Source organism: Mycolicibacterium diernhoferi, from assembly GCF_019456655.1.
Taxonomy (GTDB): domain Bacteria; phylum Actinomycetota; class Actinomycetes; order Mycobacteriales; family Mycobacteriaceae; genus Mycobacterium; species Mycobacterium diernhoferi.
Genome location: NZ_CP080332.1, coordinates 5584936 through 5606804 on the forward strand (window position 1 = coordinate 5584936; position 21869 = coordinate 5606804).

General features: G+C 68.7%; 20 protein-coding genes and 1 tRNA gene. 16 read left to right on the plus strand and 5 right to left on the minus strand.

What is annotated here, in order from left to right; translation table 11 throughout:
* Positions 1 to 29 precede the first annotated feature (29 nt).
* Positions 30 to 1067 (plus strand): ATPase BagA, encoded by a 1038-nt coding sequence (bagA, locus tag K0O62_RS26590; protein ID WP_073859303.1) that lies wholly within the window; start codon positions 30 to 32, stop codon positions 1065 to 1067.
* A gap of 6 nt (positions 1068 to 1073) precedes the next feature.
* Positions 1074 to 2204, plus strand: coding sequence for an ArsA family ATPase (gene bagB, locus K0O62_RS26595; protein ID WP_073859302.1), 1131 nt, complete (start codon positions 1074 to 1076; stop codon positions 2202 to 2204).
* A 6-nt stretch (positions 2205 to 2210) separates the two neighbouring features.
* Here bagB and K0O62_RS26600 read toward each other — a convergent pair whose 3' ends face one another.
* Positions 2211 to 2567: a WhiB family transcriptional regulator gene (locus K0O62_RS26600; protein WP_073859320.1), complete on the minus strand. Its 357-nt coding sequence runs from the start codon at positions 2565 to 2567 to the stop codon at positions 2211 to 2213.
* A gap of 226 nt (positions 2568 to 2793) precedes the next feature.
* Between K0O62_RS26600 and ponA2 the strand changes: the two genes are divergently transcribed.
* From ponA2 to K0O62_RS26630, 6 genes are all read left to right on the plus strand, one after another.
* Complete coding sequence (ponA2, locus tag K0O62_RS26605) at positions 2794 to 5247, plus strand: transglycosylase/D,D-transpeptidase PonA2 (protein WP_073859301.1); 2454 nt, start codon at positions 2794 to 2796, stop codon at positions 5245 to 5247.
* Positions 5248 to 5267: 20 nt separating this feature from the next.
* On the plus strand, positions 5268 to 6215 hold the full coding sequence (locus K0O62_RS26610; protein ID WP_073859300.1) for a metallophosphoesterase: 948 nt from the start codon (positions 5268 to 5270) through the stop codon (positions 6213 to 6215).
* Positions 6212 to 7315 (plus strand): L-cysteine desulfhydrase Cds1, encoded by a 1104-nt coding sequence (gene cds1 / locus K0O62_RS26615; protein WP_073859299.1) that lies wholly within the window; start codon positions 6212 to 6214, stop codon positions 7313 to 7315. Before K0O62_RS26610 ends, cds1 begins: the two co-directional genes overlap by 4 nt.
* 226 nt (positions 7316 to 7541) lie before the next feature.
* A tRNA-Pro gene (locus tag K0O62_RS26620) sits at positions 7542 to 7615 on the plus strand.
* A gap of 183 nt (positions 7616 to 7798) precedes the next feature.
* Positions 7799 to 8557, plus strand: a complete 759-nt coding sequence (locus K0O62_RS26625) for an SPW repeat domain-containing protein (protein WP_276036158.1) — start codon at positions 7799 to 7801, stop codon at positions 8555 to 8557.
* Between the two features lie 70 nt (positions 8558 to 8627).
* The gene (locus K0O62_RS26630; RefSeq protein WP_073859297.1) at positions 8628 to 9413 is read left to right on the plus strand and encodes an acyl-CoA thioesterase; all 786 of its coding nucleotides are present in this window, start codon (positions 8628 to 8630) and stop codon (positions 9411 to 9413) included.
* Positions 9414 to 9428: 15 nt separating this feature from the next.
* On the opposite strand, the gene K0O62_RS26635 is transcribed toward K0O62_RS26630, so the two are convergent.
* Positions 9429 to 9893, minus strand: coding sequence for a GatB/YqeY domain-containing protein (locus tag K0O62_RS26635; protein ID WP_073859296.1), 465 nt, complete (start codon positions 9891 to 9893; stop codon positions 9429 to 9431).
* 34 nt (positions 9894 to 9927) lie between these two features.
* Between K0O62_RS26635 and K0O62_RS26640 the strand changes: the two genes are divergently transcribed.
* The 5 genes from K0O62_RS26640 to K0O62_RS26660 are packed head-to-tail and all read left to right on the plus strand — an operon-like array spanning position 9928 to position 14920.
* On the plus strand, positions 9928 to 10929 hold the full coding sequence (locus K0O62_RS26640; protein WP_073859295.1) for a DUF7847 domain-containing protein: 1002 nt from the start codon (positions 9928 to 9930) through the stop codon (positions 10927 to 10929).
* Position 10930: 1 nt separating this feature from the next.
* Positions 10931 to 11530, plus strand: coding sequence for a DUF4129 domain-containing protein (locus K0O62_RS26645; protein WP_073859294.1), 600 nt, complete (start codon positions 10931 to 10933; stop codon positions 11528 to 11530).
* Entirely contained in the window at positions 11527 to 12615 is a 1089-nt protein-coding gene (locus tag K0O62_RS26650) for a DUF4350 domain-containing protein (protein ID WP_073859293.1), read from the plus strand. Before K0O62_RS26645 ends, K0O62_RS26650 begins: the two co-directional genes overlap by 4 nt.
* Positions 12513 to 13565, plus strand: coding sequence for an AAA family ATPase (locus tag K0O62_RS26655; RefSeq protein ID WP_205870692.1), 1053 nt, complete (start codon positions 12513 to 12515; stop codon positions 13563 to 13565). Before K0O62_RS26650 ends, K0O62_RS26655 begins: the two co-directional genes overlap by 103 nt.
* A 35-nt stretch (positions 13566 to 13600) precedes the next feature.
* Complete coding sequence (locus tag K0O62_RS26660; RefSeq protein ID WP_073859319.1) at positions 13601 to 14920, plus strand: DUF58 domain-containing protein; 1320 nt, start codon at positions 13601 to 13603, stop codon at positions 14918 to 14920.
* Here the strand turns inward: K0O62_RS26660 and K0O62_RS26665 are convergent.
* Positions 14917 to 15909 carry a stage II sporulation protein M gene (locus K0O62_RS26665; RefSeq protein ID WP_073859291.1) on the minus strand — a complete coding sequence of 331 codons (993 nt, stop codon included), beginning with the start codon at positions 15907 to 15909 and terminating at the stop codon, positions 14917 to 14919. The genes K0O62_RS26660 and K0O62_RS26665 overlap by 4 nt on opposite strands.
* Positions 15910 to 15936: 27 nt before the next feature.
* On the opposite strand from K0O62_RS26665, the gene K0O62_RS26670 reads away from it, so the two are divergent.
* The 3 genes from K0O62_RS26670 to lfrA are packed head-to-tail and all read left to right on the plus strand — an operon-like array spanning position 15937 to position 18828.
* On the plus strand, positions 15937 to 16701 hold the full coding sequence (locus tag K0O62_RS26670; RefSeq protein ID WP_073859290.1) for an RDD family protein: 765 nt from the start codon (positions 15937 to 15939) through the stop codon (positions 16699 to 16701).
* 55 nt (positions 16702 to 16756) lie between these two features.
* Positions 16757 to 17320 (plus strand): TetR/AcrR family transcriptional regulator, encoded by a 564-nt coding sequence (locus K0O62_RS26675; protein ID WP_073859289.1) that lies wholly within the window; start codon positions 16757 to 16759, stop codon positions 17318 to 17320.
* Complete coding sequence (lfrA, locus tag K0O62_RS26680) at positions 17317 to 18828, plus strand: efflux MFS transporter LfrA (protein WP_073859288.1); 1512 nt, start codon at positions 17317 to 17319, stop codon at positions 18826 to 18828. The genes K0O62_RS26675 and lfrA overlap by 4 nt, the downstream gene beginning before the upstream one ends.
* Here lfrA and K0O62_RS26685 read toward each other — a convergent pair whose 3' ends face one another.
* Complete coding sequence (locus tag K0O62_RS26685; RefSeq protein WP_131817471.1) at positions 18829 to 20013, minus strand: hypothetical protein; 1185 nt, start codon at positions 20011 to 20013, stop codon at positions 18829 to 18831. It lies immediately after the preceding gene.
* Positions 20014 to 20517: 504 nt separating this feature from the next.
* Entirely contained in the window at positions 20518 to 21834 is a 1317-nt protein-coding gene (locus K0O62_RS26690) for a carotenoid oxygenase family protein (RefSeq protein WP_073859286.1), read from the minus strand.
* Positions 21835 to 21869 lie beyond the last annotated feature (35 nt).

Genomic DNA, 21869 nt, shown 5'->3' on the forward strand with positions numbered 1-21869 from the left:
GACGGCGCCCGCATGGTTAGCATGCAGGCGTGGAACACGAATCCAACGACCGCAAGCCGGTCGGCTGGCCATCCCGCCTGACCAAGGCACGGCTGCATTTCGTCACCGGTAAGGGTGGCACCGGAAAGTCGACGGTCGCGGCCGCCCTGGCGCTGACGCTGGCTGCCGGCGGACGCAAGGTGCTGCTGGTCGAGGTCGAGGGCCGCCAGGGCATCGCCCAGCTCTTCGACGTCCCGCCGCTGCCCTACAAAGAGGTCAAGATCGCGACCGCCGACGGCGGGGGCCAGGTCAACGCGCTGGCCATCGACACCGAGGCGGCGTTCCTGGAATACCTCGACATGTTCTACAACCTCGGCATCGCCGGGCGCGCCATGCGCCGCATCGGCGCGGTCGAGTTCGCCACCACGATCGCGCCGGGTCTGCGGGATGTCCTGCTCACCGGCAAGATCAAGGAGATCGTGGTGCGCTCGGACAAGCAGTCCAAGGCGGGCAAGGACGGCCAGATCGCCTACGACGCGATCGTCGTCGATGCCCCGCCGACGGGGCGGATCTCCCGCTTCCTCGATGTCACCAAGGCGGTGTCCGAGCTGGCCAAGGGCGGCCCGGTGCACTCGCAGGCCGACGGCGTCGTCAAGATCCTGCACTCGGATCTGACCGCCATCCACCTGGTCACCCTGCTGGAGGCGCTGCCGGTGCAGGAGACCATCGAGGCGATCAACGAACTGCGCGACCTCGGCCTGCCCATCGGCAGTGTCATCGTCAACCGCAACATCCCGACCTATCTACCGTCGGCGGACCTGGCCAAGGCCGCCGAGGGTGACATCGACGCCGACGCCGTCCGGGCCGACCTGGAGTCGGTCGGGATCACGTTGTCCGACAGCGATTTCGCCGGGCTGCTCACCGAGTCCATCCAGCACGCCACCCGGATCGCGGCGCGCACCGAAAGTGCGGAACTGCTCGAGGATCTCGAAGTGGCCCGCCTGGAGCTGCCCGCCATCGCCGACGGCGTCGACCTCGGCAGCCTGTACGAACTCGCCGAAGCACTTGCCGCCCAAGGAGTGAGGTAACCCGTCATGAGCACCACTCCTGCCGCCCTGGACCTGGGCGCCATCCTGTCCGACACCTCCAACCGGGTGATCGTGTGTTGCGGGGCCGGCGGTGTCGGCAAGACGACCACCGCTGCGGCGATGGCGTTGCGCGCCGCCGAGATCGGCCGCACCGTCGTGGTCCTGACCATCGACCCGGCCAAGCGGCTGGCCCAAGCGCTGGGCATCGAGAGCCTGGGCAACAACCCGCAGCGGGTCCCGTTGGCCCCCGAGGTCACCGGTGAGTTGCACGCCATGATGCTCGACATGCGCCGCACCTTCGACGAGATGGTGCTGCAGTACTCCGGGCCCGGGGTCGCCGAATCGATTCTGGAGAACCAGTTTTACCAAACCGTGGCGACCTCGCTGGCCGGCACGCAGGAGTACATGGCCATGGAGAAGCTCGGCCAGTTGTTGGCCGAGGACAAGTGGGATCTGGTGGTGGTGGACACCCCGCCGTCACGCAACGCCCTGGACTTCCTGGACGCCCCGAAGCGGCTGGGCAGCTTCATGGACAGCCGGTTGTGGCGCATGCTGCTCGCACCCGGGCGGGGCATCGGCCGCATCGTGACCGGCGCCGTCGGACTGGCCATGAAGGCCATGTCCACCGTACTGGGCTCCCAGATGCTCTCTGACGCAGCGGGTTTCGTTCAGTCTCTGGATGCGACGTTCGGCGGTTTCCGGGAGAAGGCGGATCGCACGTACGAACTGCTCAAGCGCAAGGGCACCCAGTTCGTGGTGGTATCGGCCGCCGAACCCGATGCGCTGCGGGAGGCTTCGTTCTTCGTCGACCGGTTGTCGAGCGAGAGGATGCCGCTGGCCGGCCTGATCCTCAACCGCACGCATCCGACGCTGAGCCACCTGGCCGGCGAGATGGCCGAGGAGGCCGCCGACGCCCTGGACGCCGCCAAGGGGCCGGGCGGGTTGACCTCGGCGGTGCTGCGGATCCACGCGGCTCGGGCGGCGACGGCCAAACGCGAGATTCGACTGCTGTCCCGGTTCACCGGCGCCAACCCGCACGTGGCGATCGTCGGCGTGCCGTCGCTCCCGTTCGACGTGTCGGACCTGGAAGCGCTGCGCGCGATCGGAGATCAGCTCACCGGGGCGGGTGCCGCCTAGGCGGATCTAGACGGCGCTGCGGTGCTTGCGCTGGGCGGCGAAGAACTCCGCCCAGGACACCACCTCGGGGTGCTGCTTGAGCAGGGCGCGGCGCTGACGTTCGGTCATCCCGCCCCAGACACCGAATTCCACCCGGTTGTCCAGCGCGTCGGCACCGCATTCGGCGATGACGGGGCAGTGCCGGCAGATTACGGCCGCCTTGCGTTGGGCGGCACCGCGCACGAACAGTTCATCGGGGTCGGCCTGGCGGCAGCGAGCCTGCGAAACCCACGCGATCCGGGCTTCCGCCTCGGCGCCCGGAACGACAGAGTGGTGTTGGGCGCCTACACCGATCTTGTGCGTGGCGGATGTTGTAACTGACACCAGCAATCCCTTCGTCCGGACTACATACCATGCAGATGTTATCTGCGCCACATTGCGTCAAGAGTGTTACCTGAATCGCATTGTCTGTCCAAGCTAGGTGGTCACTGGCCTTTTACGCAACAGTCAGATCACGATTTTTTGGGACGGCCGTGCCGTCGGCCCCCCAAATCCGGCATTCGCACCGCTCGCAGGCCCCCGATTGGACCCGCTGGCTACTCTGTAACTCATGCCTGAGCAGCCCTCGACGCCCCCGCCGGTCGCGGTGACGGTCATCAAACTGATGTGGTGCTGCCTGTTGGCCGCGGTCATCGCCGCCGCGCTGATGTTCCCCGTCGTCGGCGGGATCGGCCTGATGTCGAACCGGGCCTCCGATGTGGTGGCCAACGGATCGGCCCAACTCGTCGAGGGGGACATCCCCGCGGTCTCGACGATGACCGATGTGCGCGGCAACCCGATCGCCTGGCTCTACAGCCAGCGCCGGTTCGAGGTACCCATCGATCAGATCGCCAACACCATGAAGCTGGCGATCGTCTCCATCGAGGACAAGCGGTTCGCCGAGCACAACGGGGTGGACGTGCAGGGCACCCTGACCGGCCTGTCCGGTTACCTGTCCGGCAAGACCGACACCCGCGGCGGGTCCACCATCGAGCAGCAGTACGTGAAGAACTACCAGCTGCTGGTGGTCGCCCAGACCGACGCCGAGAAGCGCGCGGCCATCGAGACCACCCCGGCCCGCAAGCTGCGCGAGATCCGGATGGCGCTGACGTTGGACAAGACGCTGACCAAGCCGGAGATCCTGACCCGCTACCTGAACCTGGTGTCCTTCGGCAACGGCGCGTTCGGCGTCCAGGATGCCGCCCAGACCTATTTCGGCGTCAACGCCTCCGAATTGAACTGGCAGCAGGCCGCATTGCTGGCCGGCATGGTCCAGTCGACCAGCGTGCTGAACCCCTACACCAATCCCGAAGGGGCGCTGGCCCGGCGGAACCTGGTGCTGGACACCATGATCGAGAACGTGCCGCAGGAGGCCGAGGCACTGCGGGCGGCCAAGCAGGAACCGCTGGGCGTGCTGCCCCAGCCCAACGAGCTGCCGCGCGGCTGCATCGCGGCCGGGGACCGCGCCTTCTTCTGTGACTATGCGCTGGAGTACCTGGCCCGGGCCGGGATCAGCAAGGACCAGATCGCCAAGGGCGGGTACCTGATCCGCACCACCCTGGATCCCGATGTGCAGGCCAACGTGAAGTCGGCCATCAACCAGTACGCACCCAGCGACGTCACCGGCGTCGCCAGCGTGATGAGTGTGATCCGGCCCGGTAAGGACGCCCATCCGGTGGTCGCCATGGCCAGTAACCGCACCTACGGCCTGAACACCGACGCCGGCGAGACCATGCAGCCGCAGCCCTTCTCGCTGGCCGGGAACGGCGCGGGATCGGTGTTCAAGATCTTCACCGTCGCCGCGGCCATGGAGATGGGCATGGGTATCGACACCCAGCTGCCCGTGCCGCCGGCGTTCCAGGCCAAGGGCCTGGGCAGCAGCAGTTCGCCGGGCTGCCCGGCGGCCACCTGGTGCGTGCGCAACGCCGGCAGCTACCGGGCTTCGATGAACGTCACCGATGCGCTGGCCACCTCCCCCAACACCGCCTTCGCCAAACTGATCTCCCAGGTCGGGGTGCCCAAGGCCGTCGACATGGCGGTCCGGCTCGGCCTGCGGTCCTACGCGCTGCCCGGCACCGCCCGTGACTACGACCCGAACAGCACCGAGAGCCTGGCCGACTTCGTGAAGCGCCAGAACATCGGGTCGTTCACCCTGGGCCCCATCGAGGTCAACGGCCTGGAGCTGTCCAATGTCGCCGCGACCCTCGCCTCCGGCGGGACCTGGTGCCCGCCCAACCCGATCGACAAGGTGTACGACCGGCACGGCACCGAGGTCGCGGTGACCACCGAGACCTGCGAACAGGTGGTGCCCGAAGGGCTGGCCAACACGCTGGCCAACGCGTTGGGCAAGGACGACACCGGCGCCGGGACCGCGGCCGGGGCGGCCGGCTCGGTGGGCTGGAATCTGCCGATGTCCGGCAAGACGGGCACCACCGAATCGAACCGGTCTTCGGCGTTCCTCGGATTCACCAACGCGTTCGCCGCGTCCAACTACATCTACGACGACTCCACCACGCCGAGTGAGCTGTGCTCTTTCCCGTTGCGCCAGTGTGGATCCGGAAACCTGTTCGGCGGCAACGAGCCGGCCCGCACCTGGTTCACCGCGATGAAGCCGATCACCCCGGAGAACGTGGTGCTGCCGCCGACCGATCCGCGCTACGTGGAGGGCGGCCCGGGCTCCCGGGTGCCCAGTGTGGGCGGTATGAATCTGGACCTGGCGCGCCAACGGCTCAAGGAGGCCGGATTCCAGGTGGCCGACCAGCCGTCCTCGGTCAACAGCACGTCCCCGGCCGGTTCGGTGGTGGGCACCTCGCCGTCCGGGCAGACCATCCCCGGGTCGATCATCACCATCCTGACCAGTAACGGCATCGCTCCCGCGCCCCCGCCGCCACCGGTGGGTCTGCCGATCCCGGGGCTGCCGGCCCCGGTCGGGGAGACGGTCATCCAGATCCCCGGCCTGCCGCCGATCACGGTGCCCGTCCTCGGGCCGCCACCGCCTCCACCGCCGCCCCCACCGGTGCCGTGATCGGGCAGTAAACTGCTGACATGTCGCACGTGAGGAACACCGCTGCGATCGCCGCTGGCACCCTTGCCGCGGGGATCGGCTACGCGTCGCTCATCGAGCGCAATGCGTTTGCGCTTCGGGAAGTGACGATGCCGGTACTGACACCGGGCTCCACCCCGCTGCGGGTGTTGCACCTGTCGGACCTGCACATGCTGCCGCGTCAGCGACGCAAGCAGGCGTGGTTGCGGGAGCTGGCGTCGTTGCAGCCCGATTTCGTGGTCAACACCGGGGACAACCTGTCGCATCAGAAGGCGGTGCCCGCCGTGGTGCAGGCGCTCGGCGACCTGCTGTCGGTACCCGGTGTGTTCGTCTTCGGCAGCAATGACTACTTCGCGCCGCGGCCGAAGAACCCGGCGAACTATCTGTTCAACAAGAAGCGCCGGATCCACGGCGACCCGCTGCCCTGGCAGGATCTGCGTGCGGCGTTCACCGAGCGCGGTTGGCTGGACATGACGCACATCCGCCGCGAGTTCGATGTGGCCGGGCTGCGGATCGCCGCCGCCGGGGTGGACGACCCGCACCTCAAGCGGGACCGCTACGAGACGATCGCCGGCCCGGCCAGTCCGACCGCGAACCTGACCCTGGGTGTCACGCACTCCCCCGAACCGTGGGTCCTGGACCGCTTCGCCGCCGACGGCTATCAGCTGGTGATGGCCGGCCATACCCACGGCGGCCAGCTGTGCCTGCCGTTCTACGGCGCCATCGCGACCAACTGCGAGCTGGACCGCTCGCGGGCCAAGGGCCCGTCGCAGTGGGGTGCGAACATGAAGCTGCACGTGTCGGCGGGCATCGGCACCTCGCCGTACGCGCCGGTGCGGTTCTGCTGCCGTCCGGAGGCCACCCTGCTCACCCTGGTGGCCAGCCCCACCGGGGGCCCGGCGGTGGGTACCCACGTCGGACAGGCACATCCGACCGTATCGGCACGGTGAGCGCCGGAGGCGACATCGCCTGTGGCGGGCCTCGGGACTGGGTGGACAACGCCGTCCGGTTGATCGAGGCCGATGCCCGGCGCAGCGCCGACACCCATCTGCTGCGCTACCCGCTGCCGTCGGCGTGGGCCGCCCGCCACGATGTGGCGCTGTATCTCAAGGACGAGACCACCCACGTCACCGGCAGCCTGAAGCACCGGTTGGCGCGTTCGCTGTTCCTCTACGGCCTGTGCAACGGCTGGATCGGTGAGGGCACCACGGTCATCGAGGCGTCCTCGGGATCCACCGCGGTATCCGAGGCGTACTTCGCCGCGCTGCTGGGGCTGCCATTCATCGCCGTGATGCCCCGCTCGACCAGTGCAGCCAAAATCGCGCTGATCGAATCACAGGGTGGCCGTTGCCATTTCGTCTCTTCGTCCGGCGAGGTGTACGAGGAGGCCGAGCGGCTGGCGGCGGAGACCGGCGGGCATTACCTGGATCAGTTCACCAACGCCGAACGGGCCACCGACTGGCGCGGGAACAACAACATCGCCGAATCGATCTTCGAGCAGATGTGCGAGGAGGCCCACCCGGTGCCGGACTGGGTCGTGGTGGGAGCGGGCACCGGCGGCACCAGCGCCACCATCGGCCGCTATCTGCGCTACCGCCGGTACCCGACCCGGTTGTGTGTGGTGGACCCGGAGAATTCGGCGTTCTACCCGTCCTACGCGCTCGGTGACCCCCATTTCGAGACGGGCGCGTCCTCACGCATCGAGGGGATCGGCCGACCGCGGGTGGAGCCGTCGTTCCAGCCCGGTGTGGTGGACCGGATGATCGCGGTGCCCGACGCCGGATCGGTGGCCGCGGCCCAGCACGTCAGCCGGGTCCTCGGCCGCCGGGTCGGCCCGTCGACGGGCACCAACGTATGGGGTGCGTTCAAGCTGCTGGCCGAGATGATCGCCCAGCGGCGCAGCGGATCGGTGGTCACCCTGCTGGCCGACAGTGGCGATCGTTACACCGACACCTATTTCGACGCCGCGTGGCTGACCAGCCAGGGGCTCGATCCCTCCGAACCCGCCGAGACGCTGCGCAGGTTCGAATCCTCGGGACTCTGGGCCTGATCCTCGCGCCGGCCGCTCAGATACAGCCACAGCGCCGCCAGCACGAAGAAACCGATGTAGATCGACGCTCCCAACACGGTCATGGCGGTCTCTTCTCGCAGTCGCGGACCGCTCCCCCGAGCGGCACCTGTGCCCTCTACAACACCATCGGGGTCCGACAATCTTCCCGGTCGGGAGCCGTTTGGATTTCCGGCCACCCAGTGCGATACGCTGTCGTGGCTTCACTCGGGGTGTGGCGCAGCTTGGTAGCGTGCTTCGTTCGGGACGAAGAGGTCGTGGGTTCAAATCCCGCCACCCCGACTCGTGTGATCGCAGGTAAGAGGCCCTGACCGGGAAATCCGGTCGGGGCCTCTTGCGTACCGGCTGTTTCCATCGGGTCGGCCATGAACGTGCAGAGTGGGGCGCGGTTGGGGACCGTTTCCGCGGCCGATAGGGCCGGTAGACCCTATTCGCCCTGCTGGCCGCGGTGCAACGTATTGGCTTATGACGTCCAGTGATTGGATCGGCTGGACTGCAGTAGCGGTCGGTGGGTGCGCTGTGGTGTCAGCCTTCGCGTTCACTACGACTCAGGTCGGGCAGGGACTCGCCTTCGGTTTCGGCGCCTTCATCGTCTTCTTCGGAGCACTGTCCGTCCTCGCCCACGATCGGGCCCCCGATCACTGGGGTCTGGCGGTCGTCGGCCTGGCGATGTTCACCGTTCCGTTCATCGGCAACGGCTTCAGCTATGACCGGTGGTCGTCCTGGACGTGCTGGTTGGCGGGTGGCCTGGCAGTGATCCTCGGCGGCTTCGCCTGGATGCATGACCGGACGACGACCGAGTACGGCATCTCCGATGTGGGAGACAGCCAACGGCTGCGGCACCCGTGGAGCTACTGGATCGGGCGGCTGGCGTTGATCGTCGGCCTCGCCGCCGTGCTTCTGAGCATCGGGCTGCCCGCCACGGCCGCCCCGAGGGCGGTCACCATCGGCCTGGGCGCGATGATCGCCGTGGTCGCCGTCTGGTCGCTACTGGCCTCCGAGCCCACCCACAATTTCCTGACGCTCGCCATCGTGGGATTCGCATTGTTCTTGTCGCCCTGGGTGGCGGCGTTCAGCGGGGACGGCATCGCATGGACGGGCTGGGTGGCCGGCGGCCTCGCCACCGCGCTGGGGGTGGCGGGCTACGTGCGAGGTGAGCGCGGAGACTTCGCCACCGCCGTCCGCGACGATTCGACCGAGCGGTACCGCAGGCGATACCGCTGACGCTGTTCGGAGAAAGACCATGCCGCGGCCTCCCGGACAGGCCCAACCAAGCGGTTGGTACGGTCCGGGGATGACCACCAAGAGCTGGATCGCCGGCCTGCTCGATTTCGACCGGGACGGTGACGTGTTCATCGCGCCGCAGTGGAGCGCCCCGGGCTCCCGGCTGTTCGGCGGGCTGATCGCCGCGCAGGCACTCGGTGCGGCGGGCGCCACGGTCGGCCCGGACAAGTTGCCGCAGTCCCTGCACGCCTATTTCGTGCGCGGCGGCCGGTACGGGGTGGACGTCGAGTTGGAGGTCGAACGCACCCGCGACGGCCGGTCCTTCGACACCCGCCGGGTCACCGCACGCCAGCAGGGCAAGGTCATCCTGGAGATGATCACCTCGTTCCAGGTGGCCGAAGAAGGCCCGGACTGGCACCCACCGCGGCCCCCGTCCCTGGCCTTCGACGCCGCCATCCCCAAGGACCCGGCCCTGGAATCAGCCGAACGCTTCGAACTGCGGGCCGACCCCGCCGACGAGTCGCCGTGGGCGGTCCCGCCGTATTGGGTGCGCACCCGGGACGTCATCGAGGACGACCCGCTCATCCGGGCCTGCACGCTCACCTACATCTCCGACATCGGCCCGGTCCCAGCGGCCCGGCCGCCGGGCACCCCGGCCAACGACGAGGTCGGGTTCGCCGCCAGCTTGGATCACTCGGTGTGGTTCCACCGGCCGTTCGCGCCCGATCAATGGCACCGCTACGAGGTCGACTCGCTGGGCAACAGTCACTCCCGCGGGCTGGTCGTGGGCGGGCTCTACGACCGGACGGGCTCGCTGATCGCCAGCACCAGCCAGCAGGCGCTCTGGCGGCTGTGACCTTCTAGCGGCGACCTACAGGCGGGCCTTCACCGCCGCGGACAGCCGGGCACCGTCGGCCTTGCCGGCCGCGATGGCGGTGGCCGCCTTCATCACCTGCCCCATCTGCCGGACACCGGGACGCTCGCCGAGTTCCTCGGCGACCTGAGCCAGGGCGGTGTCGACCACGTCCGCCAGTTCGGCGTCGGTCAGCGGGGTGGGCAGATACTCGTCGATGACCCGCGCCTCGGCGTGCTCGTTGGCCGCGAGTTCGCCGCGGCCGTTCTGGGTGTAGATCTCAGCCGCCTCGCCGCGTTTCTTCGCCTCGCGGGCCAGCACCTTGAGGACGTCCTCATCGGACAGCTCGCGGGCCTGTTTCCCCGAAACCTCTTCGGCCTGGACCGACGCCAACAACATGCGCAGTGTCGCGGTGCGCAGCTTGTCCTGCGCCTTCATCGCCGCCGTCAGATCGGCACGCAACCTGTCCTTCAATTCCGACATGGCTGTGACGCTACGCCAGTGACAGGATGGAGCCATGAGTGCTGACGCCGGCGGGTACTACTACCCGTACGCAGCACCCGGCATCATCCCGTTGCGCCCGCTCAACCTGTCGGAGATCTTCAACGGCGCGTTCGCCTACATCCGGGCCAACCCGAAGACCACGCTCGGGGTGTCGACCATCGTGGTGGTCGTCGCGCAATTGCTCGCCGTGGCGCTGCAGTTCGGCCCGCTGGCCACCGGCGGGGCCCTGGCCCCGCCCGATCTGACCGGCCCCGATCCCGACGTCACCGTCCTGATGGGCTCCCTCACCGGGGCGATGGCCGGGGCGGTCGCCGTCTGGTTGTCCTCGATCGTGCTCAGTGGCCTGCTCACCGTCATCGTGGGCCGCGCCGTGTTCGGTTCCGCCATCACCATCGGCGAGGCCTGGCAACGGGTCCGCGGGCGACTGCTCGCGCTGCTGGCCTATGCCGCGCTGGAGACCCTCGGCGCGGCACTGGTGGTGGCCGCGGTCGCCGGGGTCATCACGATGGTCGCCTTCGTGCTCAACGGCTGGGCCGCGTTCGCGGTCGGGGTGCCGTTGGTGTTCGCCGCGATCGTGGCGCTGGTCTTCCTGTTCACCAAGCTCAGCTTCGCACCCACCCTGATCGTGCTGGAGCGGTTACCGGTGGTGGCCGCGATCGAACGCTCCTTCGCCCTGGTCCGCAGGGATTTCTGGCGGGTGTTCGGCATCCGGGTGCTGGCGATGTTGGTTGCGGCGCTGATCTCCACGGCGGTGGGGATGCCGTTCAGCATCGGCTCGCAGGTGCTGATCCTGATGGGTGACTCGGCCGGGGCAGCGCTCGCCGGGATGGCGTTGGCCGCCGTCGGTGCGGCGATCGGTCAGATCATGACCGCACCGTTCACGGCCGGGGTGGTGGTGCTGCTCTACACCGACCGCAGGATCCGCGCGGAGGCCTTCGATCTGGTCCTGCACACCGGCGCCGGCGGCGGGCCGGCCGAGTCCACCGACGACCTCTGGCTGACCCGCCGGCCCTGACGTGACCGGACTGAACATCGACGGCGACGCCGCGCACGACGCTGCCCAGCGTGAGCTCAGCAAGCCCATCTACCCCCGGCCGTCGCTGACCGATCAGGTCTCGGCCTGGCTGGACCGCGCGCTCTACCGGATCTTCACCGACGGTTCCTGGCTGCCCGGCGACTGGATCACCGCCGCGTTGCTCGGGACGGTCCTGATCGCGGCGATCATCGCGGTGATCCGGGTGGCCAGACGCACCATGCGCACCGACCGGCAGTCCACCGGCACCCTGTTCGCCGGCCACGAGCTGAATGCCGACCAACACCGTGTCGAAGCTGAAGCGTATGCCGCACAGGGTGATTGGACACTGGCCATCAGGCACCGGTTGCGTGCGGTGGCCCGAGGGCTTGAGGAGTCCGGCACGTTGGATCCGGTGCCCGGGCGGACCGCGACCGAACTGGCCCGTGACGCCGGTGTCGCGCTGCCCGAACTGCGCGCCGAGTTCCACCGGGCCGCGGAGACGTTCAACGGGGTCGCCTACGGCGCGCAGGTCGGCACCGAATCCGGGTACCGCCAGATCGCCGAATTGGATCGCAGCCTGCTCCGGGCGGCGGCCGGATGACCGGCCGTCGCTGGATCGTGGTGGCACTCCTGGCGATCGTCGCGGTCTCCGTCCTCAGCGCCTATCTGACCGCGCCCCGGACGGGCGGTCTGATGGAGGCCGATTCGACCTCGCCGGACGGGGCGCACGCCCTGGTCACCCTGTTGCGGGAGCACGGGGTGGAGGTGGTGGTCGCCGACGATGTGGACGCGGTCGCGTCAGCGGCGCGCCCGGACACCCTGATCCTCATCGCCCAGACGTTCTTCCTGCTCGACGACGACGGGTTGAACCGGCTGGCCGGACTGCCCGGGGATCGGCTGCTGGTCGCCCCGTCCGCCCGCACCCGGGAACGCCTGGCCCCGGCGGTGCAGCTGGACGGTTCCATCCAGTTCGGTGGACGACCGGATTGCGAACTACGGGAAGCGATCACCTCCGGCGATGTCCAGTTCGGCATCAGTGACAGCTTCCGCCGCGAGGATGACCTGCCCGCCATCCGCTGTTATGGCGGTGCGCTGCTGCGCTATACGGACGCCGATCGCACCATCACGGTGGTCGGCAGTTCGGACTTCATGACCAACTCCGGCCTGTCTGGGCCCGGCAGCGCGGCGCTGGCGATGAATCTGGCCGGCACCCACGACCGGGTGATCTGGTACGCGCCGCAGCGTATCGAAGGTGAATCCAGCGGCGAGGCATCGCTGTTGGATCTGGCTCCGCCTCAGGTCGGGTGGGTGGTGTTGCAGCTGTGCGTGGTGGTGGCACTGCTGGCCTGGTGGCGCGGGCGGCGGCTGGGCCCGCTGGTCGCCGAGCCACTGCCGGTGGTGGTCCGGGCGTCGGAGACGGTTCAGGGCCGGGGCCGGTTGTACCGCTCCCATCGTGCCCGTGACCGTGCCGCCGACGCGCTGCGCGCCGCCACGCTCACCCGGCTGCTCCCCCGGCTCGGACTCGCGCGCAACGCCGCACCGTCGGCGGTGACCCAGGCCGTGGCCCGACGCACCGGGAGTGACTGCGGCGCCGTGCTGTTCGGGCCCGCACCCGGTACCGACGCCGAACTTCTCGCCCTCGCCCACCACCTCGACGATCTCGAAAGGCAGGTCGCCCAGTCGTGACGACACCTCCACACCCCCGGGACGCGCTGCTCGCGCTGCGCACCGAGATCTCCAAGGCCGTGGTCGGCCAGGACGCCGTGGTGAGCGGCCTGGTCATCGCCTTGCTCTGCCGCGGCCATGTCCTCCTCGAAGGCGTGCCAGGGGTCGCCAAGACGCTGTTGGTGCGCAGCCTGGCCGCCACCTTGGCACTGGATTTCAAACGGGTGCAGTTCACCCCGGACCTGATGCCCGGCGATGTCACCGGGTCGCTGGTCTACGACGCCCGCACCGCCGAATTCGAGTTCCGGGCCGGGCCGGTGTTCACCAATCTGCTCTTGGCCGACGAGATCAACCGCACACCACCGAAAACCCAGGCCGCGCTGCTGGAGGCCATGGAGGAACGTCAGGTCACCGTGGACGGACAGGCCCGCCCGCTGCCTGATCCGTTCATCGTCGCGGCGACCCAGAACCCGATCGAGTACGAGGGCACCTACCAGCTGCCCGAGGCGCAGCTGGACCGCTTCCTGCTCAAACTGAATGTGGGACTGCCGCCCCGCGATCAGGAGATCGCCATCCTGGGCCGGCACGCGGGCGGATTCGACCCGCGCGATCTGTCCGGGCTGACTCCGGTGGCCGGCCCGGCCGAACTGGCCGCCGGGCGCGAAGCGGTCCGCAACGTCCGGGTGGCCCCGGAGATCCTCGGCTACCTGGTCGACATCGCAACGGCCACAAGGAATTCCCCGTCCATCCAACTCGGGGTGTCTCCGCGCGGCAGCACGGCCCTACTGGCCACCGCACGCGCGTGGGCCTGGCTGTCCGGCCGCGACTACGTCACCCCCGACGATGTGAAGGCGATGGCCGGCCCGACCCTGCGTCACCGCATCGCGCTGCGCCCGGAAGCCGAGTTGGAGGGGGCGGACCCCGACGGTGTGCTGGCCGGAATCCTGGCCTCGGTCCCGGTGCCCCGCTAGTGATTCCGGCGGGCTGGGGCGGAGCGACCGGGGGATTGACACTGTCGGGCCGGGCCGGGCTGGTGGCCTTGATCGGCATTCTGCCGATCGTGGTGTCCCCTTGGCCGGCATCGACTTTCGCCATCGTGCTGGCGGTGCTCGCCGTCGCTCTGGGCACCGATGCCGCGCTCGCGGCGAGCCCCCGGCGGCTGGTCGTGCAGCGGTCGGGTGACACCTCGGCGCGGCTGGGACAGAGCGTGGACAGCATCGTCGAGATCCACAATCCGGGCCGCCGGGTGCGGGGCGAGATGCGGGACGCCTGGGCTCCCAGTGCCCGCGCCCGCCCACGCACCCGAGCGCTGGACATCCCCGCCGGCGGGCGAGCCCGCCTGGTCACCACCCTGGCACCGGTCCGGCGCGGCGATCAGATCGCCGCGCAGGTCACCGTGCGCACGGTCGGCCCACTCGGGCTGGCCGGGCGGCAGCGCTCCCACGACGCGCCCCACCGGGTGCGCATCCTGCCGCCGTTCCTGTCCCGCAAGCACCTGCCCTCCCGGCTGGCCAAACTCCGCGAGCTCGACGGCATGGTGCCGGTGCTGATCCGCGGGCAGGGCACCGAATTCGATTCGCTTCGTGAGTATGTCGACGGTGACGACGTCCGGTCCATCGACTGGCGTGCGACCGCGCGCCGCGCCGATGTGGTGGTGCGGACCTGGCGGCCCGAACGGGACCGGCGGGTGGTCGTCGTGCTGGACACCGGCCGGACGTCGGCGGGCCGGATCGGCGTGGATCCCACCTCCTCCGATCCCGCCGGATGGCCGCGCCTGGACTGGTCGATGGACGCCGCGCTGCTCCTGGCGGCCCTGGCTTCCCGGGCCGGGGATCGCGTGGATTTCCTTGCCCACGACCGGGTTTCCCGAGCCGCCGTGTTCAACGCCACACGCGGCCAGCTGCTCGCGTCGCTGGTGACGGCGATGGCTCCGCTGCAGCCGGCGCTGGTGGAATCCGATACCGCCGCAATGGTCGCCGCGATCACACGCCGGGTCCGCCGGCGCGCCCTGGTGGTGTTGCTCACCGATCTGAACGCCTCGGCCCTGGACGAGGGCCTGATGTCGGTGCTGCCACAACTGGCCGGCAGGCACCAGGTACTGCTGGCCGCGGTCGCCGACCCGCGGGTGGACGCGCTGGCAGCCGGCCGGGCCGACGCAGCGCAGGTCTACGACGCGGCGGCGGCCGAACGCCTCCGCAACGACAGGCACGCCATCGCCGCGCGGCTGCGCAACCACGGTGTCGACGTCATCGACGCGCTGCCCGACCAACTGGCGCCCGCCCTCGCCGACCGTTACCTGGCAATGAAGGCCGCGGGCCGGCTCTAGGCCGTGGGTACCACGTCGGGCGCGTCATCGATGTCCCCGGTCTCCCCGGCCCGGGAGGCCTTGGCACCGAAGTGGAAAACATAGGCCAGAAAAGCGATCTCGGCGGTCACGCCGACGGTGATCCGGGCCCAGGTCGGTAACGGGGACGGAGTCACCAGCGCTTCGATGAGCCCGGAGATCAGCAACACCACGACCAGTCCGCCGGCCACCGACATGACGGCGCGGCCACGCTCGGCGAGCAGTTGGCCGCGGGGCCGGTCCCCCGGTGAGATCACCGACCAGCCCAGTCGCATCCCCGCAGCCGCCGCCAGGAACACCGCGGTGAGTTCCAGCAGACCGTGCGGGGTCAGCAGACCCAGGAACACATCCCCCTTGCCGGCCCCGAACATCAGCCCGCCGGACACCCCCACATTGGCGGCGTTCTGGAACAGCACCCACGGGATCGGCAGGCCCGCCAGGATGGCGAACACGATGCACTGCGCGGCCACCCAGGCATTGTTGACCCACACCCGCAGAGCGAACGAACCGGCCGGATTCTCGCTGTAGTACGAGGCGAAGTCGTGGTTGATCAACTGCTCCAGTTCAGCTGGTGTCCCGATCGCGGCCCGCACCTCCGGACTACCGGCCACCCAGAATCCGACGAGCAGCGCGACGAACAGGAAACCCAGCGCCGACCCGAGCCACCAGCGCCTGCAGTCGTAGGCGACGACCGGAAATGAGACCGTCCAGAACCGGAGGAACTCGCTGCCCAGCGGGGCACGTTCACCGGTGATCGCGGCGCGCGCCCGCGCGATCAGGCCGGACAGCCGGCCGACCAGGACCGCATCGGTGGTGGCACTGCGGACCATGGAGAGGTGGGTGGACACCCGTTGGTAGAGGTCGACCAGTTCGTCGATCTCGGCGCCGGTGAGGTTGCGCCGCCGTTTGGTCAGCTCCTCGAGCCGGTTCCACGCCGGGCTGTGGGCGAGCACGAACGCGTCGACATCCACGGGTGCGATCCTAGTAGCGTCGCGGGCATGGCCTTCCAGCCCGAACCTCTGGTGACCGGCGACGCCGTGCAGCTCGATGTGTCGATCGCCCAGCTGCCGGTCCGCGCGCTGGCCGCGTTGATCGACGTCACGGTGATGGCCGCCGGTTACGCGGTGCTGACCGTGCTGTGGGCGCTGACCCTGCGCGACTTCGACCCGGCACTGTCGGCGGCCGTGTTGATCATCTTCATGGTGCTGGTGCTGGTCGGGTATCCGGTGGTGTTCGAGACCGCGACGCGCGGCCGGTCGCTGGGCAAGATGGCCCTGGGGTTGCGGGTGGTATCCGATGACGGCGGTCCGGAACGGTTGCGGCAGGCAGCTTTTCGTGCGCTGTCCAGCGTCATCGAGATCTGGATGCTGACCGGCGGCCCGGCGGTCATCTGCAGCATGCTCTCACCGAGGGGCAAACGGATCGGTGACGTGTTCGCCGGCACCATGGTGATCAGTGAGCGCGCGCCGCGGTTGAACCCGCCACCCCCGATGCCGCCGGAACTGGCCTGGTGGGCGGCCACCCTGCAGTTGTCCGGGCTCGGCCCCGAGCAGGCCGATATGGCCCGGCAGTTCCTGTCCCGCGCCACCGGACTCGAGCCCGGACTGCGCGAGCAGATGGGGCGCCGGATCGCCGCGGACGTGGCGGCCCGGATCTCGCCGCCGCCCCCGCCGGACGTGCCACCTGAGTTGATGCTGGCCGCGGTGCTGGCCGAACGGCACCGTCGCGAGCTGGCGCGCCTGCAGGCCCGCCTACCCAGCTGAGACAAATTGGGACATCGATGTCCCAATTTGGATCTACACAGGTACACTATGCGCCATGAGTGTCTCCGTCGTGGCCGAGACCGGGGCGCGTGGTCGTACCCGGCGCGCGATCGTCGAAGCCGCCATCTCGGTCATCACCGACAACCCGGCCGCCACCCTGAGCGATATCGCCGAGGTCGCCGGCGTCGGCCGCAGCACACTGCACCGCCACTTCCCCGAACGCACCGATCTGCTGCGCGCGGTCGCCCTCCAGGTACACGCAGCCAGCAACGCCGCCATCGAGGCAGCCGACCCCACCTGCGGACCCGTGCTCGCGGCGTTACGGCGCGTGGTCGAAGGTCACCTCGACCTCGGCCCGATATTCGTCTACATCTACACCGAGCCGACCATCCAGGCCGATCCGGAACTGGCCGCCCACCTCGATACCGGCGACGAAGTGATCGCCGAAATCCTGGCCCGCGCCAGCGCCGACAAGCCGGCGTACCCGCCCGGCTGGGCACGCCGGGTGTTCTGGTCGCTGCTGCTGGCCGGTTACGACGCCATCAAGCAGGACGGCACCCCGCGGCACCAGGTCGTCGACGCCATCATGCACAGCCTCACCAAGGGAACCATCACATGACCACCGGGTCGCTCGCCACACCGACGATCCCGACCCGCCGCGCGTGGGTCGCACTCGCAGTCCTCGCGCTACCGGTCCTGCTGATCGCCATCGACAACACCGTGCTGGCCTTCGCACTGCCGGTGATCGCCGAGGACTTCCGCCCGTCGGCATCCACGCAGCTGTGGATCGTCGACGTCTACTCGCTGGTGCTGGCCGCCCTCCTGGTCGCCATGGGCAGCCTCGGGGACCGGATCGGCCGGCGCCGGCTGCTGATGATCGGCGGCACCGGATTCATGGTGGTCTCCGCCGCGGCGGCCTTCGCGCCCAGCGCCGAGATGCTGGTCCTCGCGCGTGCCGTGCTCGGCTTCTTCGGAGCCATGTTGATGCCGTCCACGCTGTCGCTGATCCGCAACATCTTCACCGATGCGTCCGCACGCCGTCTGGCGATCGCCATCTGGGCGTCCTGCTTCACGGCGGGTTCGACGCTGGGACCGATCGTCGGTGGCGCACTGTTGCAGCATTTCCACTGGGGCGCGGTGTTTTTGATCGCGGTGCCGGTCCTGCTGCCGCTGCTCATCCTGGGACCCAAGCTGATCCCGGAGTCCCGCGACCCGAATCCGGGTCCGATGGACCCGGTCAGTGTGGTGTTGTCGTTCGTGGCGATGTTGCCTCTGGTGTGGGCGATCAAGACCGGCGCCCACGACGGTCTGTCGATCCTGGTGCTGGCCGCCGCGGCGGTCGGCCTCGCTGCGGGCGCGCTGTTCGTGCGGCGGCAGAACCGACGGGACATCCCCATGCTCGACATGGCGTTGTTCCGCTCCGCCCCGTTCACGTCCTCGGTGCTGGCCAACTTCCTGTCGATCGTCGGCCTGATCGGGTTCATCTTCTTCGTGTCCCAGCACCTTCAGCTGGTGCTCGGGTTGAGCCCGTTGGAGGCGGGCCTGGTCACGCTGCCCGGCGCGGTGGTGTCGATGATCGCCGGCATTTCGGTGGTCAAGGCGGCCAAGCGGTTCAGCGCGCAGGCCCTGATGGTGACCGGCCTGGTGTTCGTCGCCGCGGGCTTCATCATGATCCTGCTGTTCCGCCATGATCTCTCGGTCGCGGCGATCATCGTGTCGTTCGTGGTGCTGGAGTTCGGTGTCGGTGTCTCCCAGACGATTTCCAACGACACCATCGTGGCCTCGGTCCCCCCGGCGAAAGCCGGTGCCGCATCGGCGGTTTCCGAAACCGCCTACGAACTGGGCGCGGTGGTCGGCGCGGCCACCCTGGGCACCATCTTCACCGCGTTCTACCGGGCGAATGTCGAGGTGCCGGCCGGACTGACACCGAGCCAGGCCGGGGATGCCGCCGAGAGCATCGCCGGCGCGACGGCGGTGGCCCGCGAGGTGCCGGCGCCGATCGCCGACAAGCTCCTCGAATCGGCCCACACCGCGTTCGACTCGGGGATCGCCCCGACCGCGATCATCGCGGCGACGCTGGTGCTCGCCGCCGCGATGATCGTCATCGTCGCCTTCCGGCGGGTCTGATCAGGCTGCTGCCCGCGGATTTCCCGCGCGCTTCGGTGAGCTCTTGCCCGAGGCGGCCTTCTTGAGGCTGGGCCGGGTGGCAACCGGTGCGGCCTCTTCGGGCTCCTCGATCTCCGCCTCCTCGGTCGGCTCGGCCACGGCCTCGGTGTCATCGGCCGGGGCCTCGGCAACGGGTGCCTCCGCCGGGGCTTCGGCCGCGGGCACCTCTGCCGGGGCCTCGGCAACGGGCGCCTCGGCCGGGACTTCCGCCGCGGGCGCCTCGGCCGGGGCGTCGGTGTTGCTCACCGGGGTCACCGTCGGTACACCGGCGTCCGCCTCGGCACCCGGGAGCGAGATCGTCAGGGTGGGCGCGTCAGCGTCGGGCACAGTGGCCACGGACGCGGCCAGGTTGGCGGTCCGGTTCACCGAGGCGGGCTGACCCGCCTTGAGCGCGTTGACGAGCATCATCCGGATGAAAGGCACCGTTCCGGTGGTGAACTCCTCGGCGTGCAGCACGATGTTGGACAGCACGTCGGCGATGCCGTTCTGCACGGCGTTGATGATCTTCGCCGGGTTCAACGACGTCAGCGAGGCCAACACCGCCTTGGTGCTGATGACGATCTGCTGCACCAGCGGGGTCGAGCCGGTATCGAATCCGATGCCGACGGTCGAGGCGACCGTCGCCAGCACGACACTCAGCCCCACGTCGAACAGTGCCGGCACCATCGCCTGTCCGACCTTGAACGGCCGCTCGAGCATCGGCTGCAACGGTGTCCACACTCCGTAGATGAGATTCATGATCGGATTCAGGCCGCTCAACAACAGACTGTCGATTGCGGCATTGATCTTGCCCTGGCCGATCAGGGAACCGGCCTCCTTGAGCGCCGCGGGCAGGCCCTCGACGAGCTCACCGATGGCAGCACCGCCGGCGCGGATCGCCTGCGCCAGCTGATCGACGGTGTACCTCTGGTTGGCGAGGATCTGCCGCAGGATCGGCAGTGGGTCGGCGATCTCGCTGCGGATTGTCTGGTTCAACCACTCGCCGGCCTCGATGACCACCGGCTTGAAGACCGTGATGGGGTTCTCGATCGAGGTGGTCAGGGCGACCGCGGGGGGCGGGCTCAGGTCCGGATGCGGCGCGATCGGGGTCACCGCGATCACGCTCGCACCAACCAGTGCCACCCCGGCGGTGATGTACGGCTTCATGGACAACTGCATTGACATCGTTTGCCAACCCTTCGTGGAGTACCCCCGGACCGGACACAACTTACTCAGCAGTAAGTTGACGTCAAGCGAGATTTGTAAAGTGACATGCCCTGCCATCTGCAGTATTGCGCACATTGCGCGTTGGGGACGTTGCTGCTGAGAGGGGTTATTGCACCTTCAGTAAAGCTGGGCAAACCGACGTACACGCAGAATCAATAGTTGCCTCTAGCAACTAATCCAGGACGGCCACCCGCACTATCCCGCGTTTGCTGTCCGGAAGTTACCAATCGGTATGACCTGCGTGATTCAGCGCACAGGCAGCCTATGTCGTGGTTTGCGCCACTCTTGCCGCCCCGGACCGCCGACCGGCGGGGGCGTCCACCTGCGCACGACCGGTGGCGTCATTTCAGCAACGAGTATGCGCCCCACCCCAGCGGTTGCCGGTATCGCCGGCACCGCGTCACCGGTGCGGTTTACCGCGTCCACATTGTGAGACGGAGGCGATCAGGCGCCGATCCAGTTGCCGTGGAAACCGAAGGGGACCCGTTGCGGGAGCGCGATGGTCGCCACCGGCGCACCGGAGAAGTCGGACGCATCGAGGATGACGAGATCGCTGCCGTCGCGCTGCGGGTCGTAGACGAAACTGAGGTACCAGCCGCTGCTCTCGTCGGCCTGCCCCGCGGCAGGCACGAACACGGCTTCACCGGATACGCCCGGCCCGAAGGAGTGCGTCTGCGCCGCGCCGGTGGACAGATCATGGCGCACCAGGTCGCTGTCGCCCACCGAGACCGAGTAACGGGCCGGCAGTCCGGCCAACCGATCGTCGATCCGGGGGAACTCGACGGCACGGTCATCGAGTTGGCGCTCACCGACCACACCGGTGCGCAGATCGATGCGCCACTCCCACAGCACCGCCTGCTGATCGAACCCTCCGCTGTCCCGCCACAGCTCCGGGTACCGAGCCGCTTGCAGCACAATCGAATTCGCATCCTCGTAGGCGTTCGCGACATGGAACACATAGCAGGGGTCGATCTCGAACCAGCGAATCTCACCGAACGGGTCGTCGCGGCGCAGCACCCCGAACCGGGCGCCGTGACCCTCGCTCCAGCGGTAGGGCATGTCCCCGGGCTGATTGATCGCGACGTTCAGGTCGAACACCACGGGCAGGTCCATGAAGACGACGTGACCGGCGGTCATGGCGAAGTCATGCATCATGGTGTGCGCCTTCACATCCACCGGCCGGTTGATCGTCAGCTCCCCGTGGGCATCCACCCGGTGGTAGCTGACATAAGGCTCGACGAGGCTGCCGTAACCGAAGAAGTGCATCTCACCGGAGGTCGGGCAGATCTTGGGGTGCGCGGTCATCGAGTTGGCCAGCTTGCCCCCGAAGTCGTAGGCGCCCAACGTCTCCAGCTCATCGCTGATCTCATAGGGAAACGAGGATTCGACCAGCGCGAGCGTCTTGCCCGCATGGTTGACGACGTGCGTGTTCGACGTCGCCGCGCGCAGGTTGCGCGTCCCGTCCCGGTTGTAGAGCGGGAAGTCCTCGATGAAGCTGTCGGTCCGCACCCATCGGTTGCGGTACCACTTGGCGGCGCCGCCCTCGATCCGAACACCATGGATCATGCCGTCGCCCATGAACCAGTGCGCGGTGTCCTGCCGTGGGTTCGGCCCGTTACGCAGGTACCAGCCGTCGATCTCGGGCGGGATCACGCCCCGTACCGGCAGGTTGTACTCGGTGAGTTCATCGGCAACGGGTGCGTAGTTGCCGCGCAGGAAAAAATCCCCGGTGGCGGGCAGTGCGGATTCCGTGGTGGCCATGACACCACGATCCCACAGAAATAGACCATTGCATC